Consider the following 18,978-nt stretch of genomic DNA (forward strand, 5'->3'; position numbering starts at 1 on the left):
TCCGTTCCAGAAAGGAAATCGTGACCACAACATCCGGGCTGCGCCTGGGCGTCATCGGTGCGGGCACCATCGCGGAGTTCCACGTGGCCGCCGCCCGTCAGACGGCCGGGCAGGTGAAGATCGCCGCGGTGTGCGACGTGCGGGCCGAGGCGGCGGAGAAGCTGGCCGCGGAGGCCGGCGCCCGCGTCTTCACCGACCACCGGGCGATGATCGACGCGGGCGGCCTCGACGCGGTCGTGATCACCGTCCCGCACGCCCTGCACGCTCCGATCACCCTGGACGCCGCCGCGGCCGGGCTGCACGTGCTCGTGGAGAAGCCGATCGCCACCACGCGCGAGGACGCGGTCCGCATGATCGACGCCTGCCGCGCGGCCGGCGTCGTGTGCGCGGTCGGACACGTCCTGCGCTTCGTCCCGATGCTGCGCGCCGCCACGGCCTTCCTCGCCTCGGGCGAGCTCGGCAACGTCGTGGTGGCCTCGGAACGGCGCACCGCCGACTACGCCGACCCGTCCCGGCCCCGCTGGTTCCTCGACGCGGAGATGGCCGGCGGCGGGATCGTGCTCAACGTCGGCACCCACAGCATCGACAAGCTCCAGATGCTCGTCGGCTCGCCGATCGTCGAGGTCACCGGCCACATCGCCGGGTCCGCCGGCGGATCGGTGGAAACGGAGGCGGTGGCCCTGGCCCGGCACGCCGACGGCACCCGCTCGACGATCTCCGTCACCGGCACCGGCCTGCCGTTCACCGACGAGGCCGAGATCGTGTGCGGCGAGGGCGCGGTACGGATCAGCCGCGGCGAGGGCGTCTGGTCCTTCCGCGGCGGCGTCGCCACCCAGGTCGCCGCACCTGAACCCGGTGAGATGGCCAAGGCGTTCGCCGCGCAGCTCGCCGACTTCGCGCGGGCCTGCGCGACGGGGACCACGCCCGAGGTCACGCCGGAGTACGCGCTCTCCGTCCTGGACGTCGCCCTCGCCGTCTACGAGTCCGCCCGTCATGGTTCCACCGTCACAGTGAAGGGACAGATGTGAACCCGCTCGCGTTCAGCACGCTCGGCATGCCGGGCGCCTCCGCCGACGAGGTGATCGCCACCGCCTCCCGGTACGGCTGCGCCGCAGTGGAGCTGCGCTGCGCCGACGGTGAGATCGTCTCGCCGGAGACGCCCCCCGGCGACCTGCGCGCGGTGGCCCGCACGTTCGCCGCCGCCGGGGTCGAGATCATCGCCGTCTGCTCCTACACGCGCGTGGCCCGGCCGGACGGCGACCCGGTGGCCGAGGTGCTGCGCCACGTCGAGATCGCCGAGGCGCTCGGCTCGCCGTACGTGCGGGTCTTCGGAGGGGTCGAAGGGCAGGACGATCCGGCCGCCGCCGCGACCCGCAGGCTCGCGGAGGTGGCGGACCGGCTGCCGGACAACGGTGTCGACGTGCTGCTGGAGACCCACGACGTCTTCCTCACCGGCGAGGCGATCGCCGGGGTCCTCGCCGGGGTCGGCTCGCCACGGGTCGGGGCGCTGTGGGACGTGGTCAACCCGTGGCGCGCGGGGGAGACCGTCGCCGCCACCGCGGACACGCTGGCGCCGTACCTCAGGCACGTGCAGATCAAGGACGCGGCGACGCCCACCGAACTGGCGCCGGTGCTGCCCGGCCGGGGCGCGGTGGGGGTGCCCGGCGTGCTCGCCGAACTCGAACGCATCGGATACTCCGGCTACCTCGCGCTCGAATGGGAACGCGCCTGGTACCCCGACGCGCCGCCCATCGGTGAGGCCCTCACCGCCTTCCGTGAGGTGCTCGGGCGATGACCTCCAGAGTTAGCCCGCAGGTGATCCCGCGGGTCGGCTCGTCGCATCCGGCGGAGGGGCGGTTCCCGCTCGGCCGGGGCACGCGGGTGAGCGGCCCGCACGCCGAGACGGCGCGGGACCTGCTCGGCCTGGACGCGGGAGGCGACGGCCCCGGGGAGATCGTCCTCCGCCTCGTGACCGACCCGTCCCTCGGGGAGGAGGGGTACGTCCTCACCGTCGCCCCGGAGGAGGCCGTGATCGCCGCGGCGGGCGCCGCCGGACTGCGCTGGGGCGTCCAGACGCTGCGCCAGCTCCACGGCCCCGGCGGCGTGCCCTGCGGCACCGTCCGCGACGTGCCCAGGTACGCGTGGCGCGGCGTCATGATCGACGTGGCCCGCTGGTGGCGCCCGGTCTCCTTCCTGCGCGCGTACGTCGACCTGCTGTCGCTGCACAAGTTCAACGTCCTGCACCTGCACCTCACCGACGACCAGGGCTGGCGGTTCGAGGTGCGCGGGCACCCGCGGCTCACCGAGATCGGCGCCCACCGCGCCGAGTCCCCGGCCGGGCACGCGCGGGAGGGCAGGTTCGACGGGACCCCGCACGGCGGCTTCTACACCCAGCGGGAGCTGCGCGACCTGGTGGACTACGCGGCGGCGCGCGGCGTGACCGTGCTCCCCGAGATCGAGTTCCCCGGGCACTCCCAGGCCGCGATCGCCGCCTGTCCCTGGCTCGGCCACCCGTCCGCGACGCCCGTCGAGGTGCGGACCTCGTGGGGGATCTCCTCGCACGTGCTCAACGTGGGCGACCGCGCCGCCGGGTTCGCCCGCGACGTGCTCGACGAGCTGAGCGACGTCTTCCCGTCCCGGTTCGTCCACATCGGCGGGGACGAGGTCCGCGGCGACGAGTGGGCCACCAGCCCCGAGGCCGCGCGGCGGGTGGCGGACGCCGGGCTCGCCGGCCCCGCGGCCCTGCACGGCTGGTGGGGCCGGCTCCTCGCCGACCACCTGCGCGGGCTCGGCCGCCGCGCGGTGGCCTGGGACGACATGCTCGACCACGACCCGCCCGAGGACATGGTGATCATGGCCTGGCGGGGCGTGGACCGGATCGAGGCGGCGTTGCGGGCGGGACACGAGGTGGTCGCCGCGCCCCACACGCACACCTACCTCGACTACGCCGAGTCGGACGCCCCTGGCGAGCCGGTGAGCATCGCCGGGCCGCTTCCACTGGAGACCGTCTACGGATTCGACGCCGGCGGGGCCGTCCTCGGCACGCAGGCGCAGCTCTGGGGCGAGTACCTCCCCACGAGGGAACGCCTCGACTACAACGCCTTCCCCCGCCTCTGCGCCGTCGCCGAAGCCGCCTGGTCCTCCGGCCGGGACCTCGGCGACTTCACCCGGCGGCTGACCGCCCACCTGCCGCTCCTCGACCGGCTGGGCGTGCGCTACCGGCGGCCACACGACGAAGGAGCGTGACATGTTCACATCCGAGCGGGAGCTCGAGGACCGGCTGGCCACCCCCTCGGCCGCACTGGTCACCGATGCCGGCGAACTGGACGGCGACCTCGTCGTGCTGGGCGCCGGCGGCAAGATGGGGCCGAGCCTGGTCCGGCTGGCCCGGCGCGCGCTGGACGCCGCGGGACGGGGTTCCGCCCGCGTGTACGCCGTGTCGCGCTGGTCGGACGACGACGCGGCGCGGGCCCTGGCGGACGAGGGCGTCGACGTGGTCCGCCACGACCTGATGGGCGACGGCGACCTCGCCGCGCTGCCCGACGCGGCGAACGTCGTCTTCATGGTCGGGGCCAAGTTCGGCACGTCGGCCGCGCCGTACCAGGCGTGGGCGGTCAACGCGGCGCTGCCCGCCGCCGTCGCCCGGCGCTACCGCGACTCGGCGATCGCGGCGTTCTCCACCGGCAACGTGTACCCGCTGGTGGACGTGGCCTCCGGCGGGAGCGCGGAGGGCGACCGGCCGGAACCGGTCGGCGAGTACGCGATGAGCTGCCTCGGCCGGGAACGCATCTTCGAGCACGCCGCCGCCGTGTACGGCACCCGGGTCGCGATCCTGCGCCTCAACTACGCGGTGGACCTGCGCTACGGCGTGATCGCGGACATCGCGGCCACGGTCGCCGCGGGCGAGCCGGTCGACGTCACCACCGGGCACGTCAACGTCGTGTGGCAGGGGTACGCCAACGAGGTCGCGCTGCGCTCGCTGCGGCACGCGCGTGCCCCGGAGGCGTTCACGCTCAACCTGACCGGCCCGGAGACCGCCTCGGTGCGGCGCACGGCGACCCGGGTCGCCGCCGCGCTCGGCGTCGAGGCGGCCTTCAGCGGCGAGGAGAGCGGCACCGCCCTGCTGAACGACGCCTCCCGCTGCCACGGCCTGTTCGGCTATCCGGACGTGCCGCTGGACACGCTGATCGCGTGGCAGGCCGACTGGCTGTCACGCGGGCTGCCCCTGTCCGGGAAGCCGACCAAGTTCGCGGTGCGCGACGGGAGGTTCTGAGATGTCGATCGACCTGCTCAGGGCGGGGACGGTCATCCCCGCCCACCCGCTGGCGCTGACCGAGGGGCGCACGCTCGACGAGCGCCGCCAGCGCGCGCTCACCCGCTACTACCTCGCCTCGGGAGCGGGCGGCGTGGCCGTGGCGGTGCACACGACGCAGTTCGAGATCCGCCAGGCGGGGCTGCTCCGGCCGGTGCTGGAGATCTCCGCCGAGGTGGTGGCGAAGGAGACGGACCGGCCCTTCGTCATGGTCGCCGGCGCGTGCGGCGACACCGCCCAGGCCGTCGCCGAGGCGGAGCTCGCGGCCTCGCTGGGCTACCACGCCGTGCTGCTGTCGCCCAAGGTGCCCGGCGCCGGCGAGCCGGAGCTGCTGGAGCGGGCCAGGGCCGTGGGCGAGGTGCTGCCCGTCATCGGCTTCTACCTCCAGGAGGCGGTGGGCGGCCGCAGGCTCAGCCCGTCCTTCTGGAGCTCGCTGAGCGAGCAGGAGTCCCTGGTGGCGATCAAGATGGCGCCCTTCGACCGTTACCGTACGGTCGACGTGGTCCGGGCCGTGGCGGCGTCGGGGCGCGGCGACGACATCGCGCTCTACACCGGCAACGACGACAACATCCTGGCCGACCTGCTCACCCCCGTCGCGGGGCGCCGCATCGTCGGCGGGCTGCTCGGCCAATGGGCGGTGTGGACCCGGGCGGCGGTGCTCATGTTCGAGGAGGTACGGCGGGCCTGGGCCGGGGACGACGAGGTCCTCCGTTCCCTGCTGGGCCGCGCCGCCGACCTCATCGACGCCAACGGAGCCGTCTTCGACGTGGCGGGCGGCTTCCGCGGCTGCATCGCCGGGGTCCACGAGGTGCTGCGCGGGCAGGGCCTCCTGGCCGGCACCTGGTGCCTCGACCCGCTGGAGGGGCTGTCCCCGGGGCAGGCCGAGGAGATCGCCCGGGTGCGCGCCGCCTACCCCTGGCTGTCGGACGACGACTTCGTCGCCGCCCGCCTGGACGACTGGCTGCGCTGAGCGCGTATGAACAGCGGCCCGGGGCCGGGGGAGTGCGTCCCCCGGCCCCGGGCCGCGACCGTGGTGCGGTGTGGTGCGCCGCCGGTCAGACGCTCCAGTGCGCCGTGGAGAGGGCGCGGACCGCGTCCTCGTCCACCTCGACGCCGAGGCCCGGCCCGGTGGGCACCAGGGCCGTGCCGTCGACGACCTCCACCGTGCTCCCCCCGACGTACGCCGAGCGGACGAACTGCCGTCCGTTGAGATCGACCGGGGTGTCCACGCCGAACGCGGCGAACAGGTGCAGCGAGGCGGCGAACCCCAGATCGGTGTCGGTCAGCCCCGACCCCATGATGCGCAGCCCCGCGTCCTCGGCGAGCTGGCACAGCCTGCGGGAGAGCGTGAGACCGCCCGACCGCTGGACTTTCGCGATGGCGATGTCGACCGCGTCGAGCTTCACGAACGTGGCCAGGTCGGAGGGGTGGCGCAGGCTCTCGTCCAGCGCCACCGGCAGGGGGCTGTGGTCGCGCAGCCTGCGCAGCCCGGTGAGGTCGTTGGCCGGCAGCGGCTGCTCGAACGCCGACACGTCCAGGTCGGCGAGCCTGCGCGCCATGCGCAGCGCGCCGTCCACGGTGTACGCCTGGTTCGCGTCCACCCAGATGGGCGCGTCCGGGGCCGCCTCCCTGACCGCCGCCACGACGGAGACGTCCGTCGCCTCGTCGTGCAGGCCCACCTTGACCTTGTAGGCGTGATAGCCCTGCGCCCTCCCCTCCTCGACCGCCTGCCGTACCTCGTCGGGGGTCTGGCCGGCCACGATCCAGCCGAGCGTGATCCGGTCGAGGCGGCGCTGACCCCACAGCACGCCGACGGGGACCCCGAGGGCCCGGCCGAGCAGGTCGTGCAGCGCGATGTCGAGCGCGGACTTGGCGATGGGGGAACCGATCGTCAGACCGCGGTTGATCACCTTCTCGTAGGCCGCGCAGGCGCCGTCCAGATCCCACGCGAGTCGTCCGACCAGCGCGGGCGCGAGATAGCGGGCGATCGTCGTCGAGATCGACTCCACGGTCTCGTAGGTCCAGGCGGGGGTCGGCGTCGCCTCCCCCCAGCCGGTACGCCCGTCGGCCGTCACCTTGACGAGAACCCGCTCGGCGGGCTTTCCCGCCGTGGTGACGCTTCCTCCGGAAATGCTGAACGACCGGATGGACGGCAATTCAACGACGAATACATCCACCCGTTCTACGACCAGCGACTCCATGCTTCTCCAATGGGGGAGGAATTCATGCTCTTTTATGCATTTAGACGCTCCGAATCTAGCATGCTGCAAATGGCGGGCGAATTAACGGAATGAATTCATGGCGACCGGCCGCCGGTGCTGCTCGGCGACGCGGTGGCCGCACCGTTTCCGGTGCGCACCGGCCGGAGACGCCGTCCCGGCCGAAACCGGCGGACGTCACCGCTGTCGCCCGGCTCCCGTGGGCACAGGCCGGTCAGGTGAGGCCGGCGTCGTGGGCGAGGAGCGCGATCTGGGTGCGGTTGTCCAGGCCGAGCTTGGTCAGGATGCTGGAGACGTGAGCTTTCGCAGTCGTGATGCCCATGGCGAGTTCTGCGGCGATGTCTGCGTTCGCCCTGCCCTGAGCGATCGCGAGGGCCACCTCGTGCTCGCGGGGGGTGAGGGTGGCCAGCGCGGCGCGGGCCCGCTCGTAGGCCCCGGCCTGGGCGACGGTGCGGTCCATCAGCCGCCGGGTGACGCGCGGGGACAGGATCGGGTCTCCCGCGGCGACCCGGATGACCGCATCCACGATCTGCGGCGGCGGGGTGTCCTTGAGCAGGAACCCGCCGGCGCCGGCGCGCAGCGCGTGCAGGATGTTCTCGTCGGTGTCGAAGGTGGTCAGCACGATCACCTCCGGCGGGCGGGCCCGGGCGCGGAGCCGGCGGGTGGCGGTGATGCCGTCCACGCGGGGCATCCGCAGGTCCATGAGGACGACGTCGGGGGCGTGGGCGTCGGTGGCGGTGACGGCCTCCTGTCCGTCGGCCGCCTCGCCGACGACGGTGATGCCGGCGGCGCCGTCCAGCATCATGGCCAGCCCGGCGCGGACCAGCGCGTCGTCGTCGACCAGGAGCACGCGGATCATGCCGGCCATGGTAGCCGGGCATGGAGCCGGAACCGTCCGCCGGTGCTGTGGTGGTCCAGTTGTCCCTCGGCCAGCCGTACTCGCTCGGTGAGCCCGACCAGCCCGGTGCCACTGCTGGGAGAGGCCGGTGCCGCGCCCGGCGGCGGCATCGGGTTGGTGACGGTGATCAGCAGGGGTGTGCCGGGAGCACCGCGCAGCAGCACCTCCACCGGCTGGCCTGGGGCGTGCTTGCGGGCGTTGGTGAGCCCTTCCTGGACGACGCGGTAGCCGGTCCTTCCGGCGGGAGGCGGGACGGCGCCGGCGGTCTCGTCGCTGACGCGTACGTCCTGGCCGGCCTCGCGCGCCTCGGCGACCAGCCGGGGCAGGTCGGCCAGAGTGGGCCAGGGCTCCCGCTCGTCCAGGAGGTCGTCCTCCTCACGCAGCAGGCCGATCACCTGGCGCAGCTCCTCCAGCGCCTGGTGCACTCCGGAGCGGACCACTCCGGCGGCCCGGGCGAGCTGGTCGGGGGAGGAGTCCGGGCGGTATTCCAGTGCCCCGGCGTGGGTGGCCACCAGCGACAGGCGGTGGGCCAGCACGTCGTGCATCTCCCGGGCGAGCGTGCGGCGCTCGGCCATGCGCGCCTCGGCGATCCGCCGGCCCTGCTCGGTCTCGGCGCGGCGGGCGCGCTCGTGCAACGAGATGAGCAGGGCTCGACGGGAACGGGCCAGCGCGCCCCAGCCGAGCAGGGCGCCGTACGTGGCACAGATCAGCGGCAGCCACCATCCGAAGGAGATGCCGGAGTTCGGCCGCCACAGCGCCTGGACCAGGTGAGCCGCGATGCCCGCCGCCGCCACCGCCGCAGCGACGCCGAACCGCCTGCGCTGAGCGACCTGCATCGCCCCCAGCGTCGCCGCCGGCGTCGCCACCGGGGAGATCACCGCGAGGAGCGTGGCGGCGAGCGCTCCGGGGACCGGCCACCGCAGCTGGGCGAGCATCGCGACGAGGCTCACCACCGCGACGACGACGTCCAATCCCACGAAGGGTCCGCCGGCCTGCCCCCACAGCATCGCGGAGGTCAGCGCGCCCGCTCCGAGGATCGCACTCACCATGATCGTGGACCGCGGAGATCGCCTCTCACTCACCGGCTCAGGCTAGTGGTCGCCACGGCGTGGCCGTCACCTACCAAAGGAGGACCCGAACCCCACCGGGGAAGGGTGAAGCACGACCACGAGCCCGATGCGGCAACCCGGCCGGCCGGGCAAGGATGGCCGACGTGAACACCTCCGGCCGCGCACCTGCGCTCCCTGGGTCCGCCCGCTCGCCGCCGGTGGCAACGCCGCAGCGCCGACCTCGCCGAGGCCCCGGCTGCTTCTGACCACACCTGGGCGGTCACGCCCCGGTGCCGAATTTCGATCTTTGGAGGCTCGGTGCCCGTCGGGTATCTGTTCACTGTGGCGCTCGTCGCGATCGGCACGCTGTTCGCGCTACGGCCGGTGCCGTTCTCACGCCCGCTCGGCCGCCCGAGCTACTACTTCGGCCTGGCCGCCAACGAACTGCCGTTCGCGGCCTTCCTCTGGCTGTTGCTGCTCCCGACCGCGCTGGCGTTCGCCGAGGGTGACATCGACTCGGCGGGCGGCTGGGCGGTCGTCGCCCTGGCCGCCGTGACCGCGATCGGGCTCGCGGTCATCGCCTACCGCGCGCTGGGCGAGCGGGCCAGGATCGAGCGCGCGATGGACGTCGGGCTGGGCGCGGGGTGGCGCGCCGCCATCGACGCCGACCTCAGTGCCGGACTGCGGCGCCGTCCCCCTTTGGCCCGCGTCCTGCTCCTGCCCATCTTCCGGCGCCGCCTGGACGTCCGGCGCGTGGCCGATCTCGCCTACGGCGACGCGGGCCGTCGCAACCTGCTCGACCTCTACCACCACCGCTCGCGCCCGTCCGGCGCGCCCGTGATGATCCACCTGCACGGCGGCGGCTACTCCGGGGGCCACAAGAACAGCCAGTCACTTCCCCTGCTCCACCACCTCGCCGGTCGGGGATGGGTGTGCGTCAGCGCCAACTACCGGCTACGGCCCCAGGCCCAGCACCCGGACCACCTGATCGACCTCAAGAAGATCATCGCCTGGGTGCGCGAGCACGCCCACGAGTACGGCGCCGACCCGTCGACGCTGTTCGTCGCGGGCAGTTCGGCGGGCGGGCACATGGCGGCGCTGGCCGCGCTCACCCAGAACGACCCCGCCTTCCAGCCGGGCTTCGAGGACGCCGACACCTCCGTGACCGGCGCCATCTACCTGAACGGCTGGTACGGCGCCTACTTCGGCCAGGGCCCCGAGTCCTCGCCGCTGGCCCGCATCGCACCGGACGCACCGCCGTTCCTCGTGGCCCACGGCGATCTGGACCCGCTGGTGCCCGTGACCGACGCCCGGCAATTCGCCGACCGCCTACGCCGGACCTCGGCCAACCCCGTCGTCTACGCCGAGCTGCGTGGCGGGAACCACGCCTTCGACCTGTACCACTCGCTCCGCTTCGAGGCACTCGTCGACGCGATCGAGGGCTTCACCGCCTGGGTGAGATCACAGGAAAGACGAGCCGTAGCCGGCTAGTACTCCAGTGACACTTCACGATCATGGTTGAGTCTGCGCCGGTGGCGGCAGCGCCGGTCCAGCAGCCCACGAACGTAGGCGGTGGCGGTGCGACGGGGCTCGACGCGGCCGAAACGACCGGCGATCCGGCCCATCAGGTCGTTGAAGGTGACCACCCAGCCTCCGGGGTCCACGCTGTCAGCCGCGGCCATCACGCGATCTTCGGTTGTCCTCACAGACTCCCAATGATCACGCGATGGCCGTCTCCATGCCACCTCACCACGAAGACCGCGAAGCCTTACCGGATTACTAGGAGGTCCGCCAAGGTGTCCGAGGCCGACAACAGAGCGTTTCTGCAGGGAGTCTTCGCCGAGACCGCGAAGGGTAACGGGCGGCCCTTCATCGACGCCCTGGCCGACGACGTCCGCTGGACGATCATCGGGCAGACCGCGTGGTCACGCACCTATGAGGGGAAGCGTGCCGTACTGGAGGAACTGCTCCGCCCGCTCGCGGAACAGCTCGGCGGACGTAACATCGTCAGCGCCGAGCGCTTCGTGGCCGACGATGACGTAGTTGTCGTCGAAGGCCGCAATCACAGCGCCACAGCGTCAGGGCGTGACTACCCCAACCGTTACTGCTGGGTTTTCGTCATGCGCGGCGGCAAGGTCGCCGAGATCACCGAGTACACCGACACCCAATTGATCGCCGAGGTCCTCGCTCCGCCTCCGGCCGCACCGCCACCACATCGCCCCAGGTGAGGAGACGGCACACCCCGGCCGGCCGAGCCGGACCCGGGCCGCGGAACCCGCGCCGCACCTGACCGGCGGCGGCCGCCACCGCTGTGACCACGCCTACGGGCCGCCCCGGCGGCACAGCGGGGGCGGCCCGTCCAAGAGGTCGTCTACGGTTCACTTCACGCGTGTGTCACGGCTTCTTCCGGCTGTCCCTTCCTCCGCGTTCGCGGGTTCCCGCCTCCGGTTCACCTCAGGCCCGCGTCCACCGCGGTGGTCAGAGTTCCGGGGTCGCCGGACATCTCCCAGATCATTACGCCGAGCAGGCCCTTGCTCCGCAGCCAGGCGGTCTTCTTGCCGATCGACCACGCGTCGTCGAAGGTCCACCACTGCCCGCCGTTGCCGGTGTGGCAGTAGGTCGCGACCGCCTGCTCGTCGTGTTTGACGGTGCACCCCGGCACACTCGCCAGCAGGTTGGCGTAGCCCCGGGTGCCCGCCTCCTCCTGGAACTGCCCGGGAGCGGCGCCGGTGGCCGACTGCCACTCACCGGATTTCCCGCCGTCGGCGACACCCTGCCAGCCGCGCCCGTAGTAGGCGAGGCCGACGGTGATCTTGCGGGGGTTCACCCCGGCCCGAAGGTAGACGTCGACCGCGTTCTCGACGCTGAAGTGGAACGAGTAGGGGTCGTCGGTGTCGGCGTACAGGTTGCCCTGGTGGCCGGTGCGGTTGGGCTCCCAGGAGTTGTCGCTCCCCGCGCCGTGGAAGTCGTAGCCCTGCACGTTGAAGATGTCCAGGGACTTGGCGACCTCGGGCAGGTCCCAGCCGGCGGCTATCTTCGCCGGGTCGGCCGGGGTGAACGCGGTCAGCTGGTAACGCTTGCCGGTCTCCTGGGTCAGGGCGTCGAGCTGCCTGCGGAACTCGGCGATCAGCAGCGTGTTGTTCGCCTTGTCGTTGGCGCCGATGTGGTTGCCGGCGTGGCCCTCCGCGCCCGGCCACTCCCAGTCCAGGTCGATGCCGTCGAAGATCCCGGCGGCGCTTCCCGGGCCGCCCGCGGCGTTGTAGACCGGCAGGTTCCCCTTGATGTACATGTCGATGCAGGAGCTCACGAACTTCTTGCGGGAGGCGTCGGTGGCGGCCACGTCGGAGAAGTACTTGGAGTAGGTCCAGCCGCCGAGCGAGATCAGCACCTTGAGGTTCGGGTACTTCGCCTTGAGCTTGCGCAGTTGGTTGTAGTTGCCGCGCAGCTTCTCCCAGCCGGTGTCGGCCACGCCGTCCACCGACTGGGCCGCGCTCATCGGCCTGCCGTAGTCGGCGTCCGCGTCACCGGCGCCGTCACCCTGTTTCGGATCCTGGGGGTCGGCCGTGGTGCCCTTGGTGACGCCGTGCAGGCAGGTCAGGTTCACCGGGTCGATGTTGCCGAAGGCGTAGTTGAGGTGCGTCAGCTTGCCCGCGACGCCGGTCGTGTCGAGGTTGCGCACGAAGTACTGGCGGCCGTAGATGCCCCACTGCACGAAGTAGCCGACTCTGGCGTAGCCGCTGCCGACGATGTCGTCGGTGCTCACCTTCAGCGCGTCACCGGCGGCCGAGACGTTGTCGTACAGGTCACGGGCCCTGACGGTGAAGGTGTACTCGGTGGACGGCGACAGCCCGGTCACGGTGGCCGAGGTGCCGGTCACCGTCGCGGCCAGGGTCGTCCCGGTGTAGACCTCGTATCCGGCGATGCCCTTGTTGTCGGTGGAGGCGTTCCACGCGAGGGAGACGCTCGACGAGTTCTTGCCGGTGCTGCGCAGGCCGGTGGGCGCGGTGGGCGGCTGGGTGTCGTCGCCTGCGTTGTTGGTCGTCACCTTCAGCGCGGCACTGGCGGGGGAGAGGGTCCCCTTGCGGTCCTTGGTCTTGACGGTGAAGGTGTACTCGGTGTTCGGGGTCAGACCGGTGAGGGTCGCCGTCGTCCCGGTGACCGTCGTGGCGAGGGCGGCGCCGTTGTAGATCTGGTAGCCGACGATGGGCAGGCTGCCCGGGGTCGCGGCGTCCCACTCCAGTGACACGGTCTTGGTGGTCTTGACCGGTGAGCGCAGGTTGCCCGGCGCGGCGGGCGGGGTGTCGGCCGAGCCGTCGCACCTCACGTCGTTGATCCGGCAGTTCGCCGGTTCGGCGGACGCGCTGAGCGTGAACGCGGGGCTGTACGGCTCGGTGGACCCGTGCGCGGCCACCGACGTGTTGTAGTGGGCCGGGCTCAGCGTGACCTGACGTCCGCTCTGGCTGAGCGAGCCGTTCTGGGCGTTGCCCGCGGTGACCCCGGCGGGCAGGTCGAAGGTGATCGACCAGCCGTTGAGCGCGGCGTCGGTGTTGTTGTTGACCACGAACCTGCCCTGCGTCCCGTTGGCCGAGTAGGTCGCGGTGACGGGCGCGTCAGGCGGAGGCGGATCACCGCTGCCGTCGCAGTCGGCGCCGTTGATCGTGCAGCTCGTGGGCTGGGCCGCGGCGCTGAGCGTGAACGTGGGGCTGTAGGGCTCGGTGTTGCCGCCGGCGCGCACCGTGTTGATGTAGAAGGCGGGGGTCAGCTTGACCCGCGTTCCCGTCTGGGAGGCGGTGGCGTTCTGGGCGCCGCTGACGGTGACCCCGGCGGGCAGGTCGAAGGCGATCGACCAGCCGGTGACCGCGGTCGGGTTGGGGTTGCTCACCACGAACTTGCCCTGGGTCCCGGTCAGGGTGAAGGCCGCGGTGAGGCGGGCGGCGGCCTCAGCGGGTACGGCGAGGGCCGCGAAAGCAAATGCCAGGGCGGCGGCTAACAGCACGGAGACACATCGGCGCATGTAGAAGCCCTTTCTTTTAGGAAAGTTTACTAACAGTTAGGCGGATGCTAACTCCGCACCGATGCTCCTACAAGGCCCAAAACAGCGGTGGGACGATCGGGGAACGCGGGATGCGAGGCGATGCGGCCCTCAGACGCCTGCCACCACCGCGGCGCCCGGCCCCAGCGGGACGACGCCGGTGGTCACGCTGAGTCCCCGCAGAACGGCCGGCTGCGGCACCAGGGCGCGCCCTCGGCTGACGGCCCAGGTGGGCAACGTGTACCAGGAGGCGCTGACGAGCGCCCACAGGACTCCCAGGGGCGACGGTCGACAGGAACCCGGGCCTTCCGCGGTCACGAACCGGGGCAGCACCGAGACGGCGAACACGCCCGCCTTGGGATTGCCGAGGGTGGTGATCAGGCCGGTGAGATATCCGCCCGCGAAGCCGGCTTCACCCCCACCGTGCGGTTCGAGACCGAGTCCTACGACGTCGCCCAGGCCCTCGTCGGCACAGGCATCGCGGTGGCCCTGGTCTCGCGCCTGGCCCTGACCCATGTGCCCGGCACCACCCATCGCGAACCGGCCCACCCCAGGCCCTACCGCCGGCTCCACGCCGTGACCAGAACCGACACCGGCCTCACACCGCTCGCGGGCATGCTCATCGACCTCCTGCGTGATGTCGTCCGCGACATCACCGCCACCTGGGAGGCCCTCCCACGGGAAGGACGACCCTCATCGAGCTCACCACCCGGAGCCTGAAAGGCCCTCGGTCCCGGATCGACTCCGTCGGCCGTGGCCGTGGCCGTGCGAGCGCAGGGCCGGGACCCGTGGTGTGACGAGAACGGCCGGGGCGTTCACGAAGCCGGTGTTCCGGAGTCCACGTGCCGCCGGGCCGCCGCGATCAGTCTCCTGCTCGCGGTGAACGCGGCCTCCTTCCTCTCCGCGAGCGTGTCCCCGGGGTCGCCCTGGCGCAGGACCACCCCGAGGATCAGCCGGTCGCGGTCCCCGGAAGCGGGACGGACGGCCCACAGCAGCGCTCCGCCCGCCGCCGTGCTGGTGCCGGTCTTCATGCCGACCACCCCGTGCAGCCCGAGCAGCTTGTTGCTGTTGACGATCTCGCCCGCGATGCCCGGGACGGTCGTCCTGACGGTGGCGACGATGTCACGCAGCACCGGGTTCCTCATGGCCTGCCTGGCCAGCTTGAGCTGGTCCACCGCCGTGCTGACCGTGGTGGGCTCGTATCCGCTCGCCCCGGTGTAGATGGTGTCCCTCATGCCCAGTTCGGCGGCGACCGCGTTCATCCTGCGGACGAAGGCCCGCTCCGAGCCCGCGTCCCAGCGCGCCAGCAGACGCGCGGCGTTGTTCCCCGAGGGGATCAGCGTCAGCTCGAGAAGCCGCCGCTCGGTGAGGATCTGGCCCGCGGTGATCGGCACCGTCGACTCGTCCCGGTTCCCCGCCTCGATCGCCGCCTGCCGGTCGACCCGGATGGACGGCCCCGCGGCGTTCCCGCCGAGCGGGTGGTCGCGGAGAATCACCAGGGCGGTCATCACCTTGGTGAGGCTCGCGATCGGCACGGGCCGCTGCTCGCCGTGCACCCTGAGGCCGTTCACCCGCCCGGTGAACTCGACCGCCGCCTGCCCCGTCGACGGCCAGGGCAGAGCGGACGGCCGGGGCGGAGCCGGCGGCCGGGCCGCGGTGACCGGCGCCGGCCTGGAGCTCGACGACGGCGACGGCCTGCCCCGCGCGCCGCCGTAGACCGTACAGCCCGCGGCGGCGAGGACGGCGGACACGGCCGCCGCGGGCAGCAGCACGGCGAACAGCCGGTCTCGTGGCCGAGGTGGGAGGATGCGTGGTTCGCTCATGCCGAACTACGATTGGCGCCTGATGTGCGCGCGTCGTCCGCCGCATGTCATGGTTCATCGACGGCGGCCATCACCGGCGCGACCGTGACACAACCATGACACGGCGCGGACGAGGCGGGGATATGGCCGGCCGACAGTGGACGGGGTTGACCGGGGGCGAGTTACGGAGCGTGCTGTGGTGCTCGGCGGCGTGTCGCGGGTGTTGCTGATCGAGGATGACCCGGCCGTGCGGGAGGGCCTTGAGCTGGCCCTGAGCCGGCACGGGCACCGGGTGCGCGCGGTGGAGTCCGGCGAGCAGGGGATGGAGCGGCTGCGCGCGGACCTTCCCGATGTCGTCGTGCTCGATCTGATGCTGCCCGGCATGGACGGGTTCGAGGTCTGCCGCCGTATCCGGGCCATCGGTGAGACACCGATCATCATGCTGACCGCGCGCGGCGACGACATGGACGTGGTGGCAGGGCTGGAGGCGGGCGCCGACGACTACGTGGTCAAGCCGGTGCAGCCCAGGGTGCTCGAGGCGCGCATCCGCGCGGTGCTCCGGCGGATCGGCCGGGACCAGGCCGAGCTGGAGCGGCACGGGGACCTGACCATCGACCGGGCCGCGCTGACGGTCTCCCGCCGCGGCGTGCCGGTGGGCCTCGCCCCGACCGAATTGCGCCTGCTGCTCGAACTGTCCGGCACGCCGGGCCGGGTGCACAGCCGCCAGCAGCTGCTGGAGTCGGTGTGGGAGCACGACTACTTCGGCGACTCGCGTCTGGTGGACGCGTGCGTGCAGCGGTTGCGCGCGAAGATCGAGGACGACTCGGCGGCGCCCGTCTACGTGCAGACGGTGCGTGGGTTCGGGTACCGGTTCGGGCCGGTGTGAACCGCCGGTGACGCCTCGGCCGAGCCTGGGGCTGCGTGCCCGGCTGCTGTCCGCCTTCGCGCTGCTGTGCGTGGTCACCGCGGCGGCGGTGGCCGGCGGCGTCTACGTCCAGGCCCGCAGCGCCATCCTGCAGCGGACCCAGGACGCCGCGGTGAAGGCGACGACCAGCCGCCTGCAGGCGCTCTACCCGTTGCGGAGCGCGACGCCGGGCCCGGAGGAGCTCGGTGGGATCGCCGCGGCCGCGGCCGACCAGGGCATGCTCGCGGTCGCCGTCTACCGCGGGACGCACTCGCCGTTCCCGCCGGGCCCTCCCCCACCTCCGAGACGGGGGGGTCCGGGCCTGAACACGGCGGTCCTGAACCTTGAGGTGATTCCCGAGCAGCTGCGGCGGGTGGTGGCCGGCGGCGACACCGCGTGGCAACGCGTGGTGTGGCAGGACACCCCCTTCCTGCTCATCGGCACGCCGCTGCTGATCACCGAGAGGGGCCGGACGACGCGGATGTCCGGCATCGAGGTCTACGTCGCGCGCAACCTGCTTCCCGAACAGCAGAGCATCGACGAGCTCGCCACACGTGCCTGGCTCATCGGCGGGGCGGCCCTGGCGTTCGCGGTCATCCTGGCGTTGCTGGCCACCCGTGGCGTGCTGCGTCCGGTGCGTGAGCTCGGCCGGGCGGCGCGTCTGCTGGGCGAGGGCGAGCTGCGGGCCAGGATCGCGGTCCGCGGCTCCGACGAGCTGGCGGAGGTGGCGCACACGTTCAATGACACCGCCGCGGAGCTGGAACGGCACGTCAGGCAGCTGCGCGAGATGGAGGCCGAGGCCCGCCGGTTCGTGGCCGACGTGTCCCACGAGCTGCGCACCCCGCTGGCCGCGCTCACCGCGGTCGCCGACGTCCTGGACGAGGAGGCGGCCCGGCTGCCCGAGCCCGCCGGCCGGGCCGCCAGGCTGGTCAGCCAGGAGACGCTCAACCTCACCGTTCTGGTGAACGACCTCATCGAGATCAGCAGGTTCGACTCCGGTGTCGCGGCCCTCGCGCTGAACGAGGTCGACGTGGCCGAGCTGGTACGCGCGACCCTGCGCGTCCGGGGCTGGTCGCAGCAGGTGAGCGCCGATCTTCCCGCCGCGGTGACGGCGCGGCTGGACCCGCGCCGGGTGGACGTCGTCCTCGCCAACCTCGTCGGCAACGCCCTGCGGCACGGTGAGCCGCCGGTGTCGATACGGCTCCGCGCCGACCCGCACCGGATCTCCCTGGAGGTCCGCGACCACGGGCCGGGGCTGGACGAGGCGGTGCTGCCGCATGTGTTCGACCGGTTCTACAAGGCCAGCGCGGCAAGGGCCAGGTCCGAGGGCAGCGGCCTGGGCCTGGCCATAGCGCGGGAGAACGCGCGCCTGCACCGAGGCGACCTCACCGTCGCCAACGCCCCGGACGGCGGCGCCGTCTTCACGCTGCACCTGCCGCGCCGGGCACACGAACCGGACGGAGGCTCCGAGTGAGGACCGGACCCGCCCGCCGCGTGCTCGCCGCGGGCCTCGTGTCGCTGGTCGCCGTGACCGGCTGCGGAGTGCAGCCCAGCGACGCCATCCCCGCCGGTGACCCGCCGAGCGGGCCCGTCGCACCGACCATGGCACAGGCCGTGAAGTTCACCATCTACCTGGTGAAGAACGGCCGGCTCCGCGCGGTGACGCGGACCGGTCTCCGGCTGCCCCAGGCGGACATGCTCGCGTTGCTGGCCGCCGGACCCACCCCGACGGAACAGATGCGCGGGTTCACCACCGACGTCCCGCCCGGAGCCGTTCCCTTCTCGGTGACCGTCGGGCCTTCCGGCGTCGTGGCGGTGAACCCGTCCATCCCGGCCCGTGAGCTGTCCGCACTGGCCGTCGCGCAGATCGTGTGCACGGCCGCCGCCACGATGCCGGAAGGCCCCGGCCGGGTCACCGTCGTCGGCGCCGGGCGGGGCGCCGGCCCCCGCGACTGCCCGGGGTGACGGCGGCGACCCGTCCTCCGCTCCGGGCGGATCGCCGTGGTGCCGGAAAGGTCGAGCGGAACGTACGGCCGGCGGCGGCCGCGACGAGGGCGCGTCAGTCGGCCAGCGCGAAACCGGCCGCCGCCTCCGCGTGCAGCCGGGCGCTCGGCAGCAGCGGGACGGCGGCGTCCTTCTCGGTGATCAGGAGCTCGATCTCCGTGCAGCCGAGGATGACGCCTTCGGCCCCGTCGGCTGCGAGATCGGCGACGACCTGGGCGTACGCGTCCCTGGACGACTCCCGGAGCACCCCGCGCACCAGCTCGTCGAAGATCACGCGATGGACCAGCTCCCGCTGCTCACGCCGCGGGACGACCACGTCGAAGCCGTGGGCGGCCAGCCGGTCCCGGTAGAAGGGCTGCTCCATGGTGAAGCGGGTGCCCAGCAGACCGACCTTGCGCATCCCCCTGGCGCGGACCTCCGCGCCCACGGCGTCGGCGATGTGCAGCACGGGCACGCTCGCGGCCCGCGCCACGTCGTCGCTCACCCGGCTGAAGGTGTTGCTGCAGACGAGCAGGACCTCGGCGCCGAGATCCTCCAGTTTCCGGCCGGCGTCGGTCAGCAGGGTGCTCACCTCGTCCCATCGGCCGGCGAAGACGAGGTCCTCGACGATCGTGTAGTCGACCGACCAGATGAGGCTGTTGGCGGAATGGCTGCCGCCGAGTCGTTCGCGTACCCGCCGGTTGATGACCTGGTAGTAGATCACCGTTGATTCCCAGCTCAATCCGCCGATGAGACCGATGGCGCGCATGGAACTCCGT

Annotated in this window: 18 protein-coding genes and 1 pseudogene; 11 read left to right on the forward strand and 8 right to left on the reverse strand. The window is 72.5% G+C overall.

Annotated features, from left to right (window positions below; genetic code table 11):
- The first annotated feature begins 20 nt into the window (after positions 1-20).
- From IEZ10_RS25295 to IEZ10_RS25315, 5 genes are read left to right on the forward strand one after another with little or no spacing between them, the layout of a single operon-like run.
- A complete protein-coding gene (locus IEZ10_RS25295; protein WP_189248994.1) occupies positions 21-1,028 on the forward strand; it encodes a Gfo/Idh/MocA family protein in 1,008 nt (335 codons plus the stop codon).
- Positions 1,025-1,795, forward strand: a complete 771-nt coding sequence (locus tag IEZ10_RS25300) for a sugar phosphate isomerase/epimerase family protein (RefSeq protein ID WP_189248995.1) — start codon at positions 1,025-1,027, stop codon at positions 1,793-1,795. The genes IEZ10_RS25295 and IEZ10_RS25300 overlap by 4 nt, the downstream gene beginning before the upstream one ends.
- Entirely contained in the window at positions 1,792-3,246 is a 1,455-nt protein-coding gene (locus tag IEZ10_RS25305; protein WP_189248996.1) for a beta-N-acetylhexosaminidase, read from the forward strand. Before IEZ10_RS25300 ends, IEZ10_RS25305 begins: the two co-directional genes overlap by 4 nt.
- Before the next feature lies 1 nt (position 3,247).
- Positions 3,248-4,273, forward strand: coding sequence for an NAD-dependent epimerase/dehydratase family protein (locus IEZ10_RS25310; RefSeq protein WP_189248997.1), 1,026 nt, complete (start codon positions 3,248-3,250; stop codon positions 4,271-4,273).
- Position 4,274: 1 nt separating this feature from the next.
- Positions 4,275-5,282, forward strand: a complete 1,008-nt coding sequence (locus tag IEZ10_RS25315; protein ID WP_189248998.1) for a dihydrodipicolinate synthase family protein — start codon at positions 4,275-4,277, stop codon at positions 5,280-5,282.
- An 85-nt stretch (positions 5,283-5,367) separates the two neighbouring features.
- Here IEZ10_RS25315 and IEZ10_RS25320 read toward each other — a convergent pair whose 3' ends face one another.
- The 3 genes from IEZ10_RS25320 to IEZ10_RS25330 form a co-directional block, all read right to left on the reverse strand.
- A complete protein-coding gene (locus IEZ10_RS25320) occupies positions 5,368-6,513 on the reverse strand; it encodes a mandelate racemase/muconate lactonizing enzyme family protein (RefSeq protein WP_189248999.1) in 1,146 nt (381 codons plus the stop codon).
- 232 nt (positions 6,514-6,745) lie between these two features.
- Complete coding sequence (locus IEZ10_RS25325; RefSeq protein ID WP_189249000.1) at positions 6,746-7,399, reverse strand: response regulator; 654 nt, start codon at positions 7,397-7,399, stop codon at positions 6,746-6,748.
- Entirely contained in the window at positions 7,387-8,511 is a 1,125-nt protein-coding gene (locus IEZ10_RS25330; protein ID WP_229811631.1) for a sensor histidine kinase, read from the reverse strand. The genes IEZ10_RS25325 and IEZ10_RS25330 overlap by 13 nt, the downstream gene beginning before the upstream one ends.
- A 285-nt stretch (positions 8,512-8,796) precedes the next feature.
- Here IEZ10_RS25330 and IEZ10_RS25335 point away from each other — a divergent pair, with 285 nt between their 5' ends.
- Positions 8,797-9,969, forward strand: a complete 1,173-nt coding sequence (locus IEZ10_RS25335) for an alpha/beta hydrolase (protein WP_189249001.1) — start codon at positions 8,797-8,799, stop codon at positions 9,967-9,969.
- Positions 9,970-10,028: 59 nt separating this feature from the next.
- Here the strand turns inward: IEZ10_RS25335 and IEZ10_RS25340 are convergent.
- A pseudogene (locus IEZ10_RS25340) lies at positions 10,029-10,160 on the reverse strand (IS701 family transposase); the annotation flags it as partial.
- Between the two features lie 114 nt (positions 10,161-10,274).
- Here IEZ10_RS25340 and IEZ10_RS25345 point away from each other — a divergent pair.
- On the forward strand, positions 10,275-10,706 hold the full coding sequence (locus tag IEZ10_RS25345) for a nuclear transport factor 2 family protein (RefSeq protein WP_189249003.1): 432 nt from the start codon (positions 10,275-10,277) through the stop codon (positions 10,704-10,706).
- A gap of 221 nt (positions 10,707-10,927) precedes the next feature.
- On the opposite strand, the gene IEZ10_RS25350 is transcribed toward IEZ10_RS25345, so the two are convergent.
- The gene (locus IEZ10_RS25350) at positions 10,928-13,474 is read right to left on the reverse strand and encodes a glycosyl hydrolase family 18 protein (RefSeq protein WP_229811632.1); all 2,547 of its coding nucleotides are present in this window, start codon (positions 13,472-13,474) and stop codon (positions 10,928-10,930) included.
- Positions 13,475-13,621: 147 nt separating this feature from the next.
- Positions 13,622-13,858 (reverse strand): hypothetical protein, encoded by a 237-nt coding sequence (locus tag IEZ10_RS39210; protein ID WP_229811633.1) that lies wholly within the window; start codon positions 13,856-13,858, stop codon positions 13,622-13,624.
- Between the two features lie 42 nt (positions 13,859-13,900).
- On the opposite strand from IEZ10_RS39210, the gene IEZ10_RS25360 reads away from it, so the two are divergent.
- Positions 13,901-14,230, forward strand: a complete 330-nt coding sequence (locus tag IEZ10_RS25360; protein ID WP_268246368.1) for a LysR substrate-binding domain-containing protein — start codon at positions 13,901-13,903, stop codon at positions 14,228-14,230.
- A 95-nt stretch (positions 14,231-14,325) separates the two neighbouring features.
- On the opposite strand, the gene IEZ10_RS25365 is transcribed toward IEZ10_RS25360, so the two are convergent.
- On the reverse strand, positions 14,326-15,333 hold the full coding sequence (locus IEZ10_RS25365) for a D-alanyl-D-alanine carboxypeptidase family protein (RefSeq protein ID WP_189249007.1): 1,008 nt from the start codon (positions 15,331-15,333) through the stop codon (positions 14,326-14,328).
- Between the two features lie 190 nt (positions 15,334-15,523).
- On the opposite strand from IEZ10_RS25365, the gene IEZ10_RS25370 reads away from it, so the two are divergent.
- The 3 genes from IEZ10_RS25370 to IEZ10_RS25380 are packed head-to-tail and all read left to right on the forward strand — an operon-like array spanning position 15,524 to position 18,181.
- The gene (locus tag IEZ10_RS25370) at positions 15,524-16,198 is read left to right on the forward strand and encodes a response regulator (protein ID WP_189249049.1); all 675 of its coding nucleotides are present in this window, start codon (positions 15,524-15,526) and stop codon (positions 16,196-16,198) included.
- Positions 16,199-16,205: 7 nt separating this feature from the next.
- A complete protein-coding gene (locus IEZ10_RS25375) occupies positions 16,206-17,690 on the forward strand; it encodes an ATP-binding protein (protein WP_189249008.1) in 1,485 nt (494 codons plus the stop codon).
- Positions 17,687-18,181: a hypothetical protein gene (locus tag IEZ10_RS25380; protein ID WP_189249009.1), complete on the forward strand. Its 495-nt coding sequence runs from the start codon at positions 17,687-17,689 to the stop codon at positions 18,179-18,181. Before IEZ10_RS25375 ends, IEZ10_RS25380 begins: the two co-directional genes overlap by 4 nt.
- A gap of 94 nt (positions 18,182-18,275) precedes the next feature.
- Here IEZ10_RS25380 and IEZ10_RS25385 read toward each other — a convergent pair whose 3' ends face one another.
- The gene (locus tag IEZ10_RS25385) at positions 18,276-18,968 is read right to left on the reverse strand and encodes an aspartate/glutamate racemase family protein (protein ID WP_189249010.1); all 693 of its coding nucleotides are present in this window, start codon (positions 18,966-18,968) and stop codon (positions 18,276-18,278) included.
- Between the last annotated feature and the right edge of the window lie 10 nt (positions 18,969-18,978).

It is taken from the genome of Streptosporangium pseudovulgare, from assembly GCF_014648055.1.
Lineage (GTDB): Bacteria > Actinomycetota > Actinomycetes > Streptosporangiales > Streptosporangiaceae > Streptosporangium > Streptosporangium pseudovulgare.

What these genes read in the sequence shown, in the direction of transcription:
- IEZ10_RS25305 (WP_189248996.1), top strand. Translation starts at nt 1,792, where the DNA reads ATGACCTCCAGAGTTAGCCCGCAGGTGATCCCGCGGGTCGGCTCGTCG.
- IEZ10_RS25310 (WP_189248997.1), top strand. Translation starts at nt 3,248, where the DNA reads ATGTTCACATCCGAGCGGGAGCTCGAGGACCGGCTGGCCACCCCCTCG.
- IEZ10_RS25315 (WP_189248998.1), top strand. Translation starts at nt 4,275, where the DNA reads ATGTCGATCGACCTGCTCAGGGCGGGGACGGTCATCCCCGCCCACCCG.
- IEZ10_RS25320 (WP_189248999.1), bottom strand. Translation starts at nt 6,513, where the DNA reads ATGGAGTCGCTGGTCGTAGAACGGGTGGATGTATTCGTCGTTGAATTG.
- IEZ10_RS25325 (WP_189249000.1), bottom strand. Translation starts at nt 7,399, where the DNA reads ATGGCCGGCATGATCCGCGTGCTCCTGGTCGACGACGACGCGCTGGTC.
- IEZ10_RS25365 (WP_189249007.1), bottom strand. Translation starts at nt 15,333, where the DNA reads ATGAGCGAACCACGCATCCTCCCACCTCGGCCACGAGACCGGCTGTTC.
- IEZ10_RS25385 (WP_189249010.1), bottom strand. Translation starts at nt 18,968, where the DNA reads ATGCGCGCCATCGGTCTCATCGGCGGATTGAGCTGGGAATCAACGGTG.